This window comes from Variovorax sp. V118 (assembly GCF_041154445.1).
Lineage (GTDB): Bacteria > Pseudomonadota > Gammaproteobacteria > Burkholderiales > Burkholderiaceae_C > Variovorax > Variovorax boronicumulans.
The window spans coordinates 2,430,872-2,448,113 of sequence record NZ_AP028663.1 but is presented as its reverse complement, the minus strand read 5'-3'; the positions used below and the strand labels follow the sequence as shown (position 1 = coordinate 2,448,113).

Here is a 17,242-nt window from a genome sequence, read left to right as displayed (position 1 = left end):
AGTCGGGCAGGACAGGACACAACGCCGTGAGTCTCTCCGATCTTCTGGGCAGCGCCTGGCAGGGCCTGCACGCCGCATCGACCCCCGACGAAACGCACGCCGCCGAAGGCCTCGAGGACTGCCTCGTCTTCTTCGCCTGGAGCGACGGCACGACGCAGGCACGGGTGCTGTCCGGACGCGGCAAGGACCTCGAGACCGCCTGGGCGCAAGGCGCGCAGGCGCTCGAAGCGCAGGCCACGGGCGTGCCGCGTGACCTGCGCGTCGACTGGGTCCGCCGCCTGCGTCCGCTGCGCTGGGCCGCGTTCAAGGACAGCCTGGGCGTCCCCGCCGCCGAAGGCCTGGCCTTCGACGCGCGATGCGAGTCCGCCCTGCTCGCCCCGCAGGTCGACAGCCAGCGCCGCCGCCTCCTCAACGCTCCCACCGACGACGACACCACCGTGTGGGCCTTCCAGACCCGCGCAGTGCACGTGGACGCCAGCGGCGTGCACGTCCTCGCCGCCGACGGCCATCGCGAGCCGCAGCCCATCGACGTGGCCTTGCTGCGCCGCCTCGTCGCGGCCGGCGCCGACCATCTCGCCGCCCGCGTGCAAGCGGACGGCACGCTCGCACCGAGCACGCCCGATGCCGACGCCCCCCGCGCCGCCGACCACGCGCACGCCGTGCGCGCGCTGCTGGACGCCTGGGACCCGGCACAGGCCGAAACCCGGCAGGCCGCGATCCACCGCGCGCTCGCGCGGCTGACGCGCACGCTGATCCGGCCAGCCGCGCTGCCCAACGGCACGCACGTCGCCTGCCTCGTGGAGCCCGGCAGCAGCGACACCTCGCTGGGCGCCAACGCCGCCTGCATCGGCGCACTGGTGCGCTACACCGAGCTCAGCCGCGACCGGCGCTACCTGCCCCTGCTCGACCAGCTCGCGCGCACCGTGCTGCACATGCAGGACCCGATCTCCGGCCGCTTTGCCCACACGCTGCACCACCCGTCGATGGCGGAGAAGGCCGAAGCGCCCGGCGATGCGCGCGAGGACGACCAGGCCATCGTCGCATTGCTGCGCCTGTACGCGCTGACCGGCAACCGCCGCTGGTTCGGCGCCGTCGAAAAGGCCTTCGAGCACTTCGTCGCCGCGAGCTACGCCAACGCGCAAGACCACGCGCTGTGCCGCGCCACCAGCGCGTTCGCGCGCTACCGGCCCGAGCCGCGCCACTTCCAGTTCGGCCTGCAGAACCTCCACGCGTCGCTCGACTTCGCGCTCGCACAGACCACCGCCGTGGCGGCCCTGCCGGCCCAGCTGGCGGCCGGTGCCGAACTGGTCGCGCGGCTCGACGCCAACCCCGCCCAGCAGCCGCTGCTCGACGGGCTCGATCGCGCCGCACTGCACCGCGCGCTGCTGCACAGCATGCAGCGCCTCGCCGACAGCCACACGGGGCCCGAGCGCGCGATGTTCTTCGCGCAGCCGGCGGCCTCCGAAGGCAGCTTCTTCGGCGACACGGCGCAGGCGCTTGCAGACGCCATGGCCTGCCTGAAGCTGATGCAGTCGCCGGCCGGCGCGCCGTTGCGCGACGAGGCCCTGGCCGAGGCCGTGCGCACCGCCGCGCGGCAGCCGCTGGCCGACGCGGTGCTCGATGCCGTGCCGCGCGACGTCCGCTTCACCCACCCGCTCACGCTCGGCCCGCTGCGCCTGCTCGGCGCGCGCGTGCGCCCGCGCGAGATGACCGGCCCCGGCCCGCTCACCGTCGAGACCTGGTGGCAGGCCGACGCGCCCGTCGACACCGACTGGCGCCTGGACATCGGCACGCGCCCCGCCACCTGCGTCACCGCGCCGGCCTGGGGCCTGTCGACCGGCCACGCGCCCTGCCAGGGCCGCCATCCCGTCAGCCGGTGGACGCCGGGCAAGGTCTACCGCGACGTCCACGTGCTGCGCCCGCCGCTGGCCACGCGGCTGTACGACGTCGACATGCAGATGGAAGCCGGCCTGATCGGCCCCGGCCAGCGCATCGAGCGCCTGCGCATGCCGCGCTTCTTCGACTTCGTCGTGCAGGAAGGCAAGGCCTCGCCGGCGCCGATGTGGCGCTACCCGGCGGTGCCGCGCTACCGCGTCGTCACGCCCGCGTCGCTGCCGCCCGACCCGCCGGGCGAGCCGCGCCAGACCTGGAACGCCGCGCAGATCGAAGCCGTGACGGGCGGCACATGGCACGTGCCCCCGCCGCCGGGCTGGTTCATTCGCTCGCTCACGCGCGGCGAAGGCCACACGCCGCTGGTGCCGCCGCCCACGATGTTCGTCGCCTCCGACTACTGGACCCTGGCGACCCACGAGCGCTTCGGCGACAACGAGGGCGAGCGCAACTGGGACTGGTCGGAGTCGGTCGCGCGCATGCAGCCCACGCTGGCCGGCGCGGTGCTGCGCAAGCCCGTGCCGGGCCTGGCGCCCGACTTCCCGGTGCTGCTGGTCGACGACCCGATCCAGGCATTGGTCGAGCTGGGCATTGCCGCGCGCGAGCGGCTGCAGGGCAAGGTCATCGGCATCACGGGCAGCGCGGGCAAGACCTCGGTGTGCCACATGCTCGACCACGCCTTCGCGCCCACGCACACCCGCTTCGCGACCATCGACAACTACAACTCGCGCGTGGGCATGCTGTCGATGCTGGCCAACACGCCCGCGCAGACCGACCTGGTGATCCTGGAGGTGGCCGTGAGCGCGATCAACGCGGTCGACTACCAGAACATCAAGCGCGTGCGGCCCGACCTGGCCGTGCTCACGAACATCACGGCCTCGCATCTGGGCGAAGGCGAGACCGTGATGGACGTCGCACGGCGCAAGGCCAACATCTTCGAAGGCATGCAGCCCGGCGCCTGGGCCGTGATCTGCACCGACACCGACCACTTCGACTACCTCGTGGAGCGTGCGCAGCAGCGCGAGCTGCGCGTGCTGACCTACGGAAGCGCCGCATCGGCCGACTTCCGGCTCGACGCGCACGACCCGGCCACCGGCCACGTGCGCGCCAGCCGCCCCCACCGCGACGGCCAGCGCTTCGAATACACGCTCGGCGCCAAGGGTCGCCACATGGCCGTCAACAGCCTCGTGTGCTTCGCCGTGGCGCATGCGCTGTCGCTCGACAGCGGCCGCGTGCCCGAGCAGCTGGCCTCGTTCGCCGCCGTGAAGGGGCGCGGCCAGGAGCTGTCGTTCACGCTCGACCACAGACGCTTTCGCGTCATCGACGAGTCGTACAACGCCAACCCGCTGTCGATGACGGCGGCGCTGGCCTCGCTGGCCGAGCAGCCCGACGAACAAGGCCGCAAGCTGCTCGTGCTCGGTGACATGAAGGAGCTGGGCGACGACACGCAGCGCCACCACGATGCGCTCGTCGAGCCCATCGTCCAGTGCCACCCGGCGCGCGTGTTCCTGCTGGGCGAGTGCATGACGCGGCTGCACGAGCGCCTCGCCGCTGCCTTGCCGCAGGGGGCCACGGTGCAGGCCTTCGACACGCTGGAGGCGCTCGAACGCGTGCTGCTCGAACAGGTCGCCACCGACGACACCGTGCTCTTCAAGAGCTCCAACGGCACGGGGCTGTGGCAGATCATCCGCAACATGACCGAGCTGCAGGAAGAAGAAAAGGAAAAGGAGCAGCAACGACAGGCACGCCTCGCGCGCGAACGCGTGGCAGCAGCGGCGGCGGCTGCGGCAGCAATGCCGAAACCGCCCGTGCTTCCCCCCATGCCCCAGCCGCCCGCCGTCGTGATCCGGCGCACCGGTTCGCCGGCGGAGAGCGCGCAGCCCACGCCGAGCTGGGTGCTGTACGACCTCACGCACGACCGGCTGCTGACGCATCAGCCTTCAGAACACAGCTTTGTGCCCGCCTCGCTGTCGAAGCTGGTCACCGCCGCGCTGGTCGAGCAGAAGCTGCGCGACGACCGGCTCGACCGCCACGCCGAAGCCGTGCAGGTGCCCGTCGACCCCGTACCCGCGCGCGACGATCCGTCGGCCGCGCTGTATGCAGCCGATGCGCCGCCGCTGCCCGTGCATCGCCTGCTCGAAGCGGCGCTGGTCGTGTCGTCCAACAAGGCGGCGCTCACGCTGGCGTCGTGGCACAGCGGCGACTTCGACAGCTTCGTCGCGGCGATGAACCGCCAGGCGCAGGCCTGGGGCATGCACGACACGCACTTCGCCTGCCCCGCCGGCCTGGTGCGCACGGCGCGCACCACCGCGGTCGACATGCTCACGATGGCGCGCCATGTGCTGCACGACTTTCCGGCGCTGCTCGAAATGGCCGGCAAGGACCGGCTCGACGGCGTGTCCGCCGAAGCCCCGAGCACCAACCTGCTGCTGGGCCGCGTGCCCGGCGTGGACGGCCTGAAGACCGGCTCGCTCCCGGGCCTGGGCGCGCACCTGATCGCCACCGCGCAGCGCGACCAGCGCCGGCTGGTGTCGGTCGTGCTCGGTGCGCCGGATCGCCAGACCTGTGCGCGATTGTCGGCGTTGCTGTTGCAGCGTGGGTTCGAGACGCCGGCGGCGCCTGGGCTGCAGTGAAATCAGCGCCGCAGCGTCAGGCGAACCTCGTGTTCCATCCGATGCAGACAGGCCTGAGCGAACGCCAAACGAACCACGGTCGACTCGGGCGCCGTGGTCAGGAACAGATAGCCCGGCCCCACCCGCGTTGGCATCAAGGTCATCCGTCCATCGCGGATTTCGTGCATGACCATGATGTCCCCAGGGTTCTCGCCGACCTTGCCCAGCGCCGCCAGATCGTCGCGCGTGATGCAGACCACGGACGTGTCGAACTCCGCCAGCATCTTCGTTCGATAGTGAGGCGGTGAACCGTACAAGACCGACACCGACGCGAAGCCGATAGCATTCCCCGGTAAAGGCTTCAGGCGCGCGAAGCGGTGCGTCAACGACGCCATGTCGCCCTCGAGTTCCAACCCCAGCCGCCGGGTCCGTTCTGGAAACGGGGTTTCGGTGTCCACCAGAAAGCGGCGATAGCCCTCGACCACCGACGCGGCATCTTTCGGCGTCGTGGCGCATCCGGCCATCGACAGCAATGTCACGGCGGCCAGCGGCAGCAGGAAAGGGAATTTCATGTCGCCGTGCCCAACGGCTGCAACCCCTTCACCCACTCGAACACCGCCGCCACGTTCGGATCGTCGCGCCGCGCCTGCGGGCACACGAGGTAGAACGGCGACCCTTGCAACACCGGTCCGAAAGGCTGCACCAGGTTGCCCGCGCGCAGTTCGTCCGCGATGAGCGCCAGGCCCATCAGCGCCACGCCTTGCCCCTGCAGCGCGGCCGAGACGGTGTGGGTTTCGTCGGAGAACACGGGGCCGGCCGTCACGTCCAGGCCGGGCACCTGGGCCACCTGCTGCCACGCGGCCCAGGTGCCGGGCTGGGTCTTGCTGTTCGGCACCGCGAAATGCAGCAGCGTGTGCTTCACGAGGTCGGCCGGGCGGCGCAGCTTGAGCGCGGGGCTGCAGGCCGGTGCGAAGACGGTGTCGAACAGCTTCTCAGCCACCAGGCCCGGCCACTGGCCCTTGCCGTAGCGGATGGCGACGTCGGCCGTGAGGCCGTCCAGCGGCACCGCGTCGTGCGAGGCGTGGATGCGCAGGTCGAGCCGGGGGTGCGCCGCGCGCAGCGCCCCCACGCGCGGCAGCAGCCAGCGCGCGGCCACGGCGGGCGTGGTCGACAGCGTGATGGCGCTGCGCTCGGGCGGCGCACGCAGGCGTGCCACGGCCTGGGCCATGGCAGCGAATGAATCGCTCAGCACCGCCTGCAGCTCGCGGCCCTGCGGCGTCAGCACGAGCTGGCGCGGCTGGCGCACGAACAGCGCCACGCCCAGCGACTCCTCGAGCTGGCGCACCTGGTGGCTGATGGCCGTGGGCGTGACCGACAGCTCGTTCGCCGCGAGCTTGGCGCTGCAATGGCGTGCGGCGGCCTCGAAGGCGCGCAGCGAGGCCAGCGGAGGCAGGGAATGCAGAAGGGCCATGGCGTGCTGATAGATGAATTGAATTTTCTGCAGTGAGAAAAATTCGTCGTTTGTCCGGCCAAGGATGCTTCGATAGATTGGGAACCGTGTCAAGCAGACAGCTGAATTCCCTTCATCCAACCGAGGACCACGCCATGACCACCACCACCCTGCTCCACATCGATGCCAGCCCCCGTTCCGGCCGTTCGGGCGCCGTCGTCCACGGCTCGCATTCGCGGCGCCTGAGCCACCATTTCGTCAGCACCTGGCAGGCGGCCCGTCCACAGGACGAGGTGATCTACCGCGACTTCGGCATCGCGCCGCCGCAGGCGGTCACCGGCGACTGGATCCACAGCGCCTACACGCCCGCCGAAGCGCGCGAGCCCTGGATGCACGAGGTGCTGGCCGAGAGCGACACCTTCATTGCCGAGCTGCGCCGTGCCGACGTGATCGTCATGGGCACGCCCATGTACAACTACAGCGCCCCGGCCACCGTGAAGGCATGGATCGACAACATCGTGCGCGTCGGCGAGACCTTCGACATGGACCCGAGCCTGGACGACCCCTATGTGCCGCTGCTGGCCGAGCGCCCGCGCCGCACGGTGCTGCTCACCGCGCACGGCAGCAGCGGCTTCGGGCCCGGCGGCATGCAGGCGCATCTGAATTTCCTGGTGCCGGGCGTGAAGGCCGCGCTGGGCCTGGTCGGGCTGCGCGAGGTGCACGACATCGCGGTCGAGCATGCGGAAGACCGGGGCGACCTGCTGGAACGGTCGATGGCCGAGGCGTTGTCGGGCATCGAGCAATTGGTGCGCGACCTGCAGGCGAAGGTGCAGGCCGGCTGAAGGCGGCCCGCGAGGGGCCGCCTCAGGAAGGGATCAGGCGGAACGGAGCTGCTCGCGCAGCTTCTGGCCGATCTCGGGGCGCTCCAGGAACGGGTCGGCCGGGTTGGTGATCGACACGATGTTCTCCATGCGGCTCTTCACGTTGCCCAGCGCCTTCGGGTGGCTGAACACGTAGAACTGGTTGTCGCTGATGGCCTCGAACACCTTGTGCGCCACCTCGGCGGCCGTGATCTTGCCGCTGCTCACCGCCTTGTTGCTCATGGCCTGACCGATGAGCTGGCTCTTGGTGAGCTCGGTGTCCTTCGGTGCGTTCGGGCGGTTGCGCTCGCTGCTCGTGATGCCGGTGGGCACGAAGTACGGGCACAGCAGGCTGGCGCCGATCTGGTCGGTGACCAGGTTCAGGTCCTGGTACATGGTTTCGGTCAGGCTCACGACGGCGGCCTTGGCCGCGTTGTAGATGCCCATGTTGGGCGGCGTGAGCAGGCCGGCCATGCTGGCGGTGTTGGTGATGTGGCCGCGGTAGCTCGGGTCCTTGGCGGCGGCCTCGAGCATCATCGGCGTGAACAGGCGCACGCCGTGGATCACGCCCCACAGGTCGACGCCCAGCACCCATTCCCAGTCGGCCACGGTGTTTTCCCACACCAGGCCGCCGGCGCCCACGCCGGCGTTGTTGAACACGAAGTGCGGCGCACCGAAGCGCTCCTTGACGGCAGCGGCCAGCGCTTCCATCTGGGCCGCGTCGGACACGTCGACCTTGCGCGCCAGCACCTGGACGCCCAGGGCTTCCATCTCGGCCTTGGCCTTGTCGAGTGCGTCCTGCTGCACGTCGACCAGCACGAGGTTCATGCCGCGGGCGGCGCCGATGCGCGCGCATTCGAGGCCGAAGCCCGAGCCTGCGCCGGTGAGTACGGCGGTCTTGCCCTTGAAGTCCTGGATCATTTGCCGGTGTCCTTGTCTCTGACGTTGAAGCGGAAGCCCCTATTGAAATACGGAACGCGCGCCGGCGCAGTCACGAAGGTGCCCGTCGCACGCGGATCTTTCGCTCATCAGGCCTCTGCTTTCTTCAACACATACCCGATGCGCGGAAAGTGCACATGCACCGTGCCCGTGCGCTCGCTGCTGCGCTCCAGCGTGTAGTGCGTGCGCGTGGCGGCCACCAGCGTGCCCGCCGTCTCCTCGAGGCCAAAGCTCTCGGCGCGGATGGTGACGGCGCTGCCCAGCGCAATGCCGTGGTCGTCCTGGAAGGTACTGTCGGTCAGCAGCGTGTGTGGCGTGGCGGCCTTGGCGACGGCGATGGCCTCGTCGCTGGAGAACTTCGACGAGCTGCCGTGGCCGATGGCGGCCATGCGGTCCATCCAGTCGAGCACCGCGGGCGTCAGATCGAGGATGCCCTTCACCGCCTCGATGCGGCGCGTGTACCACAGCGGGTGGTAGGCCGAGAAGTCGGCGATGCACGGCACTTCGCCGAGCAGGAAGGGCTTGTCGTCGAGCATGTCCGACAGGCGGCGCAGGTACGACTTGTAGGCGCCGGTGGCGTCGGCCGGGCGCAGGCGCGCCATGTTGCCGGCGCTCATCTTGCCGCGGTCTTCGCCGAAGGCCTTGATGGCTTCGGGCGGCGCCTTGGCGAACACCTCGGCGGCGCCCTTGGGCTGCAGGCTCCAGGCCATCGCGGCCCAGAAGAGCGAGGTGTCGGCCCATTGCGCGAGGATGCGCGACATGCCCTTCTCGGGCTGCGGGTAGAGCGTGGGCTCGGGCTGCAGGTGCTCCAGCACGTCGGCGATGAGCGCGCTGTCGCAGTACATGTCGGCACCGATCTGCAGGAACGGCGTCTTGCGGTAGCCGCCCGTGAGCACTTCCACATCGGGCTTGGGCATGATTGGCGGAATGAAGACCGACTTCCACGGCAGCTTCTTCGCGCCGAGGATCGTGCGCACCTTTTCCGAGAACGGCGAGGTGGTGTAGTGGTGAAGGATGAGGTCGGCCATGGCGTCTTTCGTGGAGGTGTTCTTGTCGGAACTCAGCGCGGCTGGGCCCGCTGGATGATCGAATCGAAATCGGTGCCCGCGCCCAGCGTGCCGAAGGCCTGGCCCCAATCGCCGCCCAGGCGCGAGGCGCAGAAGGCATCGGCCACGGCGGCGGGCGCGGTCTGCACCAGCAAGGCGGCCTGCACGGCCAGTGCCACGTCCTGCGCGAGGCGGCGTGCCTCGGTCTCGGAGGCCATGGCCTCGATGCGTGCGGGCAAGGCGTCGGCCAGGCGGTCGAGGGCGGGCTGCTGGCCGCGCGCGGGGGCCAGTTCGTGCGCCAGCGCGGCCACGGCGTCGCCCTTGCGCAGGCCGCGCAGCAGGTCGAGCGCCATGATGTTGCCGGCGCCCTCCCAGATGGAGTTGAGCGGCATCTCGCGGTAGATGCGCGCGAGGATGCCCTCACCGCCCTCTTCCACGTAGCCGTTGCCGCCCAGGCACTCCATGGCCTCCTGCGCGAAGTGGCTGCCGCGCTTGCAGATCCAGAACTTGGCGACCGGCGTGAGCAGGCGCGCCATCAGGTTTTCGTGCGCGTCGGCCTGGCGGTCGAAAGCCCGCGCGAGGCGAATCGCCAGGGCGGTGGCGGCTTCGCTTTCGAGCGCGAGGTCGGCCAGCACGTTCTTCATGAGCGGCTGTTCGACCAGCGGCTTGCCGAAGGCCTGGCGCTGCGCCGTGTGGTTCAGCGCAATGCCCAATGCCTGGCGCATGAGGCCGCTGGTGCCGAGCGAGCAGTCGAGCCGCGTCATCGTGCCCATCTCGAGGATCTGCGGAATGCCGCGGCCCTCCTCGCCCACGAGCCAGGCGCTGGCGCCATGGAACTCGACCTCGGAGCTGGCATTGGCCTTGTTGCCGAGCTTGTCCTTCAGGCGCTGGATGTGGATGGCGTTGCGCGTGCCATCGGGCAGTACGCGCGGCAGGAAGAAGCACGACAACCCGGCCGGCGCCTGCGCGAGGATGAGGAAGGCATCGCACATCGGCGCCGAGAAAAACCACTTGTGACCGGTGATCGCGTAGCGCTCGCCCCAGGCGTCGCTGCCGTCGCGCACGGCCTGCGTGGTGTTGGCCCGCACGTCGGAGCCGCCCTGCTTCTCAGTCATGCCCATGCCCATGGTCACGCCAGGCTTGTCGTGCAGCGGCTTGAGCGCGGGGTCGTACCAGAGGCTGGCGAGCTTCGGGCCCCAGTCGGCATGCACGCCCGCGTTGCCGCGCAAGGCGGGCGTGACCGCGTAGGTCATCGAGATCGGGCACAGGATGGACGGCTCCAGCTCGGTGAAGAGCATGAAGCCCGCCGCGCGCAGAACGTGCGGCGAGGCGGATGTGCCCGTCCACGGCGTGCCGTGCAGGCCCGCGCCCACCGCGGCAGTCATCAGCGCGTGGTAGCTCGGATGGAACTCCACCTCGTCGATGCGACGGCCGAAGCGGTCGTGCGTGTGGAGTTCGGGCGTGTGGATGTTGGCCAGCCGCGCATGCGTCTGCATGGCGGCCGAACCGAGGGTGGCGCCCAGCTCGTGCAGCTGCGTGGTCTGCAGCGTGGGCGCGTTGAACTTCAGCGCATCGCGCAGGGGGCGGTGGGTGTCGAAGAGGTTGTAGTCGACCAGCGGCGTGGGCTGGTTGAAGACCTCGTGCGTCGGGTTCATTCGCATACCTCCATGCTTCGCATTGCGGTGCACGCTTGCTTGGGGCGGCCCGGCGCGGCGCGTATGACCGGCCTCCTTGCCGTGCGTTTCAAGCCATCAGATGAGCTTCACCAGTTGCTTGCCGAAATTCTTGCCCTTGAGCAAACCCAGGAAGGCTTCAGGGGCGGATTCGATGCCCTGCGCGATCGACTCGCGCGGCTTGAGCTTGCCCGTGCCCACCAGCGTGCCGAGTTCGGTCAGCGCCTCGGGCCACACTTCCATGTGCTCGCTGACGATGAAGCCCTCGATCTTCAGGCGGTTGATAAGGATCAGTGCCGGGTTCGCCAGCGGCAGCGGCTGGCCGTCGTAGCCCGCGATCATTCCGCACAGCGCCACGCGCGCGAAAGCGTTGGTGCGCAGCAGCACGGCGTCGAAGATGTAGCCGCCGACGTTCTCGAAGTAGCCGTCGATGCCGTTCGGGCAGGCTTCCTTGAGCGCGGCGCTCATGGTCTTCACGTCGGGGTGCTGGCGGTAGTCGATGCAGGCGTCGAAGCCGAGCTCGTCGGTCACGTACTTGCACTTGTCGGGGCCGCCCGCGATGCCGACCACGCGGCAGCCGCGCGCCTTGGCCAGCGCACCGAAGGCGCTGCCCACGGCGCCGCTGGCGGCGGTGATGACCACGGTTTCACCGGCCTTGGGCGCGATGATCTTCACGAGGCCATACCAGGCCGTCACGCCGGGCATGCCGACGGCGCCGAGGTAGTGCGACAGCGGCACGTGCGTGGTGTCGACCTTCTTCAGCGCGCCGGGCTGCGAGGCATCGACCACGCTGTACTCCTGCCAGCCGCCGAAGCCGACGACCTTGTCGCCCACGGCGAACTTGGGGTGCTTGCTCTCGACCACTTCGCCGACCGTGCCGCCCTGGAACACCTGGCCCACGGGTTGCGGCTGCGCGTAGCTCTTCGAGTCGTTCATGCGCCCGCGCATGTACGGGTCGAGGCTCATGTAGTGGTGGCGCACCAGCACCTGGTTGTCGGCGAGCGCGGGCGTCTCGACAGTCACCAGCTTGAAGTTGCTGGCCGTGGCTTCGCCCTCGGGGCGGTTGTCGAGGTGGATCTGCTTGTTGGCGGGCATGAAAGTCTCCGGGGGAATGGGATGTCAGTCGGTGGATGGCGGGCGCATCGCGTTGGCGCTCGCGGGGCCGGTCGGCAGCCGGCGCTTCACGTACTTGAAGGTGCCGGTCGCATGGGCGCACACGCGCTCCTGCTCGTCGTAGATCTTGGCTTCGGTGAAGGCCAGCGTCGCGGTGCGGTGCAGCAGCGTGCCGCGTGCGTGCAGCGGGCCGACCGACGGTTGCATGAAGCTGGTCTTCATCTCGATGGTGACCACGCCGGTCTCGGGCGCCACGCTGCGCGCAGCGGCCGCCATGGCGATGTCGAGCAGCGTCATGCAGGCGCCGCCGTGCGTCACGTCGAAGGTGTTCAGGTGCTCGGGCTTGGCGGTGTAGATGATCTCGGACTGGCCGTCCTCGAACTTCGTGAGCTCGAAGCCGAGGTGGCGCGCGAACGGAATCTGGCTCGTGTACGAGCGGATGTTGATGTCGCTGGACTTTTCAGGCGAATCGGACATGTCAGGCCGCACCCAGCACCACGCTCACGCCGCCATCGACCGCGACCCACTGGCCGGTGATGTGCTTGCCGGCATCGCTCGCGTACAGCAGCGTCAGGCCCTTCAGGTCTTCGTCGTCGCCCAGGCGGCCCAGCGGCGCCGAGGCGGCCATGTGCTCTTCGCCCAGGGTCTTGATCAGGCCGGCGGCCATCTTCGTCATGAAGAAGCCCGGGCAGATCGCGTTCACGTTGATGTTGTACTTGCCCCATTCGGCGGCCAGCGTCTTGGTGAAGCCGATCACCGCGGTCTTCGAGGTGTTGTAGGCCAACGTCTGCATGCCGGGCGGGTTGCCGTTCAGGCCCGCGATCGAGGCGATGTTGATGATGCGCCCGCGCTTCTTCGGGATCATGTAGCCGTTGGCGATCTGCTGCGACAGGATGAAGTAGCCGCGCACGTTGAGGTTCATCACCTTGTCCCAGGCCTCGACGGGGTGGCTCTCGGCCGGCGAACCCCAGCTGGCGCCGGCGTTGTTGATGAGGATGTCGACGCCGCCCATGCGCTGCAGGGTCTCGTCGGCCAGGCGGCGGGTGTCTTCTTCCTTGGAGCAGTCGGCGGCGATCCAGCGCGCGTCGATGCCGGCAGCCTGCAGTTCGGCGGCGGCCTGCTCCAGGTCGTCGGCCTTGCGCGAGCTCAGCATGATCTTCGCGCCGGCTTCGCCGAGCGCATGGGCCATCTGCAGGCCCAGGCCGCGCGAGCCGCCGGTGATGAGCGCCGTCTGACCCGTGAGGTCGAACAGCTGTTGGGTGGTGCGGGGCTTCGTCATGTCGGTGTCTCCGGTGTGGATGATGAAAGAAGAGGGTTGCGTTGGTGGCGAAGGCGGTGGCTTTGGGCCGTCAGGACGCGGTGTCGTCGGCCTCGACCGCGGCGGCCTTGCCGGCGGCCACGGCTTTTTTCAGCCGGCGCCAGTCGGCCTGGTTCACGTCGGCATAGCCTTCGGCGAAATCGGCGAGCGCCGTGTTGAAGCTCCTGGCGCGCCCCAGGTAGCCGTCGATGGCCCAGGCGTCGCCGCCCTTGGCATGCGCGCGGGCCAGGCTGTAGCCGCAGGCTTCGGCGAACTCGAGCAGGTCGACCGGCTTGAAGTCCTCAAGCTTGTAGGAGGCCTTCATGTCGCGCAGCTGCCGCACGTAGAAGCCGCGCCCGCCCGGTCCCTGGGCCCAGCCCAGGAAGACATCGCTGGCGGCCTGTGCCAGCCGCTGGCCCTGCACCACGCGCTGGCCCGGCGACGCCGTGCCAGGTGCCGCGCCCAGCGGGGCTTCGAGCACCGACTCGCCGGCCTCCTTGCACTGCAGGAACAGCGGGTGCGCGCGGTCGGCCACGAACAGCAGCAGGAAGCAGCGCCGGCCGACCGAGCCGACGCCGGGCGTGAGCACCGCGACGTCGTGCAGCTCGTAGCGGTCGAACAGCCGCTGGCGCTCGGGCGGCAGGCTGGTGCGGTACTGCGCCAGGAAGGCCGGCAGCCCAGCACGGAAGCGCTTGATTTCACGCGCCGTCGCGCGGGCGTCGTGGTACACGAACGGCGGCTGGTCGCGGATCATGAGGCGGCCGTCGACCGTCTCGGTCGCGCTGTCAGCAAACACGCGCGAGGTGCTGCGGCGCGCCTTCTTGATGACCGCGAGTTCGGTCGCGTCTTCGGCGCCGAGCTTCAGCAGGGTTTGCGAGGTGAGCCGCGCGTACCAGGCCTCCAGCGTGTCCATGCGCGCGAAGGCCCGCATGCGGTCGCGGTAGGCCTCGGCCAGCTGCTGCACGGCCTCGCGCCCGATGCGCGGCTTGAAACCCCGGTCGCGCGCGGCCACCACGAACGAGGTGGCCAGCCGACGCACGTCCCAGTCGAAGGGCCCTTGCAGGGTTTCGTCGAAATCGTTGATGTCGAAGACCAGCGCCCGCTCGGGGCTGGCAAAGAAGCCGAAGTTCGCGAGGTGCGCATCGCCGCACAGCTGCGTCGCGATGCCGCTGTGCGGGAGCCTGGCGAGGTCGTTCGCCATCAGGCTGGCGGCGCCGCGGTAGAACGTGAAGGGGCTGACCAGCATGCGGCCGTGGCGCACCGGCACCAGCTCGGGCACGCGGCCGCGGTTGGACGCCTTCAGCCAGCCGAGCGGATCGCGGTCGGTGGCGTCGGGCCGGGGCACCTGCGCCCACTGACCGAGCGCACAGCGCTGGCGCTGCGCACGGCCGAACGCCCTCCGCTCGGCCGGTGAGGCCGTGGCGTCGGGCGCGTGGGCTTCAGAGCTCATAGTCCATGCACTGGCGGGCTTCGCGCACGGCGCCGATGAAGGGCTTGAGCGCCACGTGCTGGGGATGGTCGGCGTAGGCCGCCAGCGCGGCGGCGTCGGTGAATTCCGAGTTCAGGATCAGGTCGTAGGTGGCCTCGAGCCCGGGCTGGGCAATGACCACCTCGAAACGGTGCGTGCCGGGCGAGAGCTTGGCGCAGGCGTCGAGCAGCGCCTTGGCCTTGAGCAGGTTGGTCGCCTTGTCGGCGCCCTCGGCGTGCTCCTTGAACTTCCACATCACGATGTGCTTGAGCATGGTCGGGTCCTTGCCTTGTTTTTTTACTTGAGCCGCGAACGCACGTAGATGAGCACGACGCCCACTGCGGCGACCACGGCGCCGGGCACGGCCATCGACCAGCCCAGCGTGGGCTCGGTGCGGCCCGTGGCGATGCCCAGGATCACGAGGAACAGGCCGCCGTAGATCAGGATCCAGATCCACTTCTCGAGCCGCGCATGCGGCTTGGGTGGTTTCGGCGGTTGGGCGGCGGGCGGGGGTGAGTTCGGGGCGGCGTTGGCCATTGTCAGAAAGCGTCCTCGGGCAAAGCGGTACAGGTCGGGTCACGGGTTTCGACCACCTGGAGCCAGGCACCGATTTTCGGCAGCTCGTAGTGGAAGAAATAGTCCGTGGCGCCGATCTTGCCAGCTGTTACCGCCCTCGCCTTCTGTGCGTCGATTTCCAGCGCCCGCAGCGCCACGTCGAGCCAGAGCCAGGCCAGCACCGTGTGGCCGAAGGCCTGCATGTAGGGCACGGCGTTGGCCAGCGCGTCGGCCGGGTCGCCGGTGGACCAGGCGGCCTCCGTGGCGCTGCCGATGTGCTGCAGCGCGGCGCCCAGCGCCTTGGCGTGCGGCGCCAGCGCGGGCACCCTGGCGGCGCGGCCGATGGTCTCGGTGATGCGCCCGGCCAGCAGCTGCAGGCCGCGGCCCTTTTCCATCAGCACCTTGCGGCCCAGCAGGTCGGCCGCCTGAATGCCGTGCGTGCCCTCGTGGATCATGTTCAGGCGGTTGTCGCGCCAGTACTGCTCCACCGGGAAGTCGCGCGTGTAGCCGTAGCCGCCGTGCACCTGAATGGCCAGCGAATTGGCCTCCAGGCACCACTCGCTGGGCCAGCTCTTGGCGATGGGCGTGAGCACCTCCAACAGCAGGCGCGCGTCGTCGGCCTGCGCGGCGTCGCCGGTTTTTTGCGTGTCGACCAGGCGGGCGCAGTACAGCTCCAGCGCCAGCGCGCCCTCGCAGTACGCCTTCTGGGCGAGCAGCATGCGGCGCACGTCGGCGTGCTCGATGATGCGCACCTGCGGCGCGGCCGAGTCCTTGGCCACGGCGGCGCCGGCGGCTTCGGGTTTCTTCACCAGCCGGCCCTGCGGGCGGCTCTTGGCGTACTCGAGCGAGGCGTAGTAACCGGCCATGCCGAGCATGGTGGCGGCGGTGCCGACGCCGATGCGGGCCTCGTTCATCATGTGGAACATACAGTGCAGGCCCTTGCCGGGCGCGCCGACCAGGTAGCCCACCGCGCCGGCCTTGCCGCCGACCGGGTACTTGCCCTCGCCGAAGTTCAGCAGCGTGTTGGTGGTGCCGCGCCAGCCGAGCTTGTGGTTCAGGCCGGCCAGCGCCACGTCGTTGCGCTCGCCGGTGAGTTCGCCCTGCGTGTCCACCATGCGCTTGGGCACGATGAACAGCGAAATGCCGCGCGTGCCCGGAATGAGCTTGCCGTTCTCGTCGGGGATCTTGGCCAGCACGATGTGCACGATGTTCTCGGTCAGCTCGTGGTCGCCGGCCGAGATCCACATCTTGTTGCCCGTGAGCCGGTAGCGTGGGCCCAGCGGGTCGTCCTGGAAGTCGGCGCCATCGGGCACGGCGCGCGTGGCCACGTCGCTCAGCGACGAACCGGCCTGGGGCTCCGACAGGCACATGGTGCCCGCCCATCGGCCCGAGAATTCATTCTTGGCGAACACCTCTTTCTGCTTCTCGGTGCCGTGCACCATGAGCAGGTTGGCGTTGCCGCTGGTGAGCATGTTCGAGCCGATGCTCACCGAGGCCATCGCGAAGAAGCTGTTGGCTGCGGCCTGCACCGTGTAGGGCAGCTGCATGCCGCCGATCTCGTAGTCCTGGGCGGCGCTCAGCATGCCGGACTCGACGAAGGCCTTGTGCGCATCGTGCGTGGCCTGCGGCAGGATGACTTTCTCGCCGTCGAAATGCGGCTCCTGCGTGTCGACGGTGCGGTTGAACGGCGCGTACTTTTCGCGCGCGATGCGCTCGCAGGTGTCGAGCACGGCGTCGAAGGTCTCGCGCGAGTGGTCGGCAAAACGCTCGCTCTGGTTGAGCTTCTCGGCGTCGAGCCAGTCGTAGAGCAGAAAGTCGAGGGTGGGACGCAGGCTCATGGTGATGTCTTCTTCAGGCTACGACTTCGCGGGTGACGAAGTCTTCTTCTTCGGGGAATCGGGCAGCGTGGCGATGGTGCCCTGCGCCAGCGCGCAGAGCTTCTCGGTGCCGTCGTCGGCCACCGCCACCACCTCGCAGGTGCACACGGCCTGCGAGCTGCCGGTGTGCACGGCCCGGGCGCGCGCAATCAGCCGCTGGCCGATGGCGGGCCGCACGTAGTTGATCTTGAATTCGGAGGTCACGACCGGCACGCGCAAGGCACTGCCGCCGGCAAAGGTCAGCGCGTTGTCGGCCATGTAGCTCACGATGCCGCCATGGGCGAAACCGTGCTGCTGCTTCAGCTGCGCGCCGAGCGGCAGCTGGAGCTCTGCATGGCCCGGCGCGAGCGCATGCAGCTCGGCGCCGATCAGCACGCTGAAGGGCTGCGCAGCCAGCACGCTGCGGCCGTAGGCCAGGACGGCTTCGGGCGAGACCTCCTGGTCATTGCCCAAGCCGGACAT

General features: G+C 69.5%; 15 protein-coding genes. 2 read left to right on the top strand and 13 right to left on the bottom strand.

All coding sequences use genetic code 11. The features are described 5' to 3' along the window. Positions 1–26: 26 nt before the first annotated feature. Complete coding sequence (locus ACAM52_RS11200; RefSeq protein ID WP_369647023.1) at positions 27–4,523, top strand: Mur ligase family protein; 4,497 nt, start codon at positions 27–29, stop codon at positions 4,521–4,523. 2 nt (positions 4,524–4,525) lie between these two features. Here the strand turns inward: ACAM52_RS11200 and ACAM52_RS11195 are convergent, their stop codons facing one another. After that, on the bottom strand, positions 4,526–5,074 hold the full coding sequence (locus ACAM52_RS11195; RefSeq protein WP_139701571.1) for a hypothetical protein: 549 nt from the start codon (positions 5,072–5,074) through the stop codon (positions 4,526–4,528). Continuing rightward, positions 5,071–5,973, bottom strand: a complete 903-nt coding sequence (gene gcvA / locus ACAM52_RS11190; protein WP_139701572.1) for a transcriptional regulator GcvA — start codon at positions 5,971–5,973, stop codon at positions 5,071–5,073. The genes ACAM52_RS11195 and gcvA overlap by 4 nt, the downstream gene beginning before the upstream one ends. Before the next feature lie 134 nt (positions 5,974–6,107). Here gcvA and ACAM52_RS11185 point away from each other — a divergent pair, with 134 nt between their 5' ends. Continuing rightward, the gene (locus tag ACAM52_RS11185) at positions 6,108–6,794 is read left to right on the top strand and encodes an FMN-dependent NADH-azoreductase (protein ID WP_307638159.1); all 687 of its coding nucleotides are present in this window, start codon (positions 6,108–6,110) and stop codon (positions 6,792–6,794) included. Positions 6,795–6,827: 33 nt separating this feature from the next. Here ACAM52_RS11185 and ACAM52_RS11180 read toward each other — a convergent pair whose 3' ends face one another. From ACAM52_RS11180 to ACAM52_RS11130, 11 genes are all read right to left on the bottom strand, one after another. Beyond that, on the bottom strand, positions 6,828–7,733 hold the full coding sequence (locus tag ACAM52_RS11180) for an SDR family oxidoreductase (RefSeq protein ID WP_062471360.1): 906 nt from the start codon (positions 7,731–7,733) through the stop codon (positions 6,828–6,830). A 107-nt stretch (positions 7,734–7,840) separates the two neighbouring features. Beyond that, positions 7,841–8,779: a glutathione S-transferase family protein gene (locus ACAM52_RS11175; protein WP_369647022.1), complete on the bottom strand. Its 939-nt coding sequence runs from the start codon at positions 8,777–8,779 to the stop codon at positions 7,841–7,843. A 32-nt stretch (positions 8,780–8,811) separates the two neighbouring features. Beyond that, positions 8,812–10,452 (bottom strand): isovaleryl-CoA dehydrogenase, encoded by a 1,641-nt coding sequence (locus ACAM52_RS11170; protein WP_369647021.1) that lies wholly within the window; start codon positions 10,450–10,452, stop codon positions 8,812–8,814. Between the two features lie 96 nt (positions 10,453–10,548). After that, a complete protein-coding gene (locus ACAM52_RS11165) occupies positions 10,549–11,565 on the bottom strand; it encodes an NADP-dependent oxidoreductase (RefSeq protein ID WP_369647020.1) in 1,017 nt (338 codons plus the stop codon). Between the two features lie 24 nt (positions 11,566–11,589). Continuing rightward, positions 11,590–12,060 carry a PaaI family thioesterase gene (locus ACAM52_RS11160; RefSeq protein WP_082817985.1) on the bottom strand — a complete coding sequence of 157 codons (471 nt, stop codon included), beginning with the start codon at positions 12,058–12,060 and terminating at the stop codon, positions 11,590–11,592. Between the two features lies 1 nt (position 12,061). Then, positions 12,062–12,862, bottom strand: coding sequence for an SDR family oxidoreductase (locus ACAM52_RS11155; RefSeq protein ID WP_159271792.1), 801 nt, complete (start codon positions 12,860–12,862; stop codon positions 12,062–12,064). A 70-nt stretch (positions 12,863–12,932) separates the two neighbouring features. Further along, positions 12,933–14,330 carry a DUF2252 domain-containing protein gene (locus ACAM52_RS11150; RefSeq protein ID WP_369647019.1) on the bottom strand — a complete coding sequence of 466 codons (1,398 nt, stop codon included), beginning with the start codon at positions 14,328–14,330 and terminating at the stop codon, positions 12,933–12,935. Further along, the gene (locus ACAM52_RS11145; protein ID WP_307638155.1) at positions 14,320–14,622 is read right to left on the bottom strand and encodes a Dabb family protein; all 303 of its coding nucleotides are present in this window, start codon (positions 14,620–14,622) and stop codon (positions 14,320–14,322) included. The genes ACAM52_RS11150 and ACAM52_RS11145 overlap by 11 nt, the downstream gene beginning before the upstream one ends. 23 nt (positions 14,623–14,645) lie before the next feature. Beyond that, positions 14,646–14,885, bottom strand: a complete 240-nt coding sequence (locus ACAM52_RS11140; protein ID WP_369647018.1) for a hypothetical protein — start codon at positions 14,883–14,885, stop codon at positions 14,646–14,648. Positions 14,886–14,887: 2 nt separating this feature from the next. Further along, positions 14,888–16,741 (bottom strand): acyl-CoA dehydrogenase, encoded by a 1,854-nt coding sequence (locus ACAM52_RS11135; protein WP_369647017.1) that lies wholly within the window; start codon positions 16,739–16,741, stop codon positions 14,888–14,890. Positions 16,742–16,759: 18 nt separating this feature from the next. Continuing rightward, positions 16,760–17,242 carry a PaaI family thioesterase gene (locus ACAM52_RS11130; protein ID WP_369647016.1) on the bottom strand — a complete coding sequence of 161 codons (483 nt, stop codon included), beginning with the start codon at positions 17,240–17,242 and terminating at the stop codon, positions 16,760–16,762.

Coding starts and splice junctions, on each gene's coding strand:
- ACAM52_RS11170 (WP_369647021.1), bottom strand. CDS start 10,452: ATGAACCCGACGCACGAGGTCTTCAACCAGCCCACGCCGCTGGTCGAC.
- ACAM52_RS11185 (WP_307638159.1), top strand. CDS start 6,108: ATGACCACCACCACCCTGCTCCACATCGATGCCAGCCCCCGTTCCGGC.
- ACAM52_RS11175 (WP_369647022.1), bottom strand. CDS start 8,779: ATGGCCGACCTCATCCTTCACCACTACACCACCTCGCCGTTCTCGGAA.
- ACAM52_RS11135 (WP_369647017.1), bottom strand. CDS start 16,741: ATGAGCCTGCGTCCCACCCTCGACTTTCTGCTCTACGACTGGCTCGAC.
- ACAM52_RS11180 (WP_062471360.1), bottom strand. CDS start 7,733: ATGATCCAGGACTTCAAGGGCAAGACCGCCGTACTCACCGGCGCAGGC.
- ACAM52_RS11150 (WP_369647019.1), bottom strand. CDS start 14,330: ATGAGCTCTGAAGCCCACGCGCCCGACGCCACGGCCTCACCGGCCGAG.
- ACAM52_RS11165 (WP_369647020.1), bottom strand. CDS start 11,565: ATGCCCGCCAACAAGCAGATCCACCTCGACAACCGCCCCGAGGGCGAA.
- ACAM52_RS11160 (WP_082817985.1), bottom strand. CDS start 12,060: ATGTCCGATTCGCCTGAAAAGTCCAGCGACATCAACATCCGCTCGTAC.
- ACAM52_RS11195 (WP_139701571.1), bottom strand. CDS start 5,074: ATGAAATTCCCTTTCCTGCTGCCGCTGGCCGCCGTGACATTGCTGTCG.
- ACAM52_RS11130 (WP_369647016.1), bottom strand. CDS start 17,242: ATGTCCGGCTTGGGCAATGACCAGGAGGTCTCGCCCGAAGCCGTCCTG.
- ACAM52_RS11155 (WP_159271792.1), bottom strand. CDS start 12,862: ATGACGAAGCCCCGCACCACCCAACAGCTGTTCGACCTCACGGGTCAG.
- gcvA (WP_139701572.1), bottom strand. CDS start 5,973: ATGGCCCTTCTGCATTCCCTGCCTCCGCTGGCCTCGCTGCGCGCCTTC.
- ACAM52_RS11140 (WP_369647018.1), bottom strand. CDS start 14,885: ATGGCCAACGCCGCCCCGAACTCACCCCCGCCCGCCGCCCAACCGCCG.
- ACAM52_RS11145 (WP_307638155.1), bottom strand. CDS start 14,622: ATGCTCAAGCACATCGTGATGTGGAAGTTCAAGGAGCACGCCGAGGGC.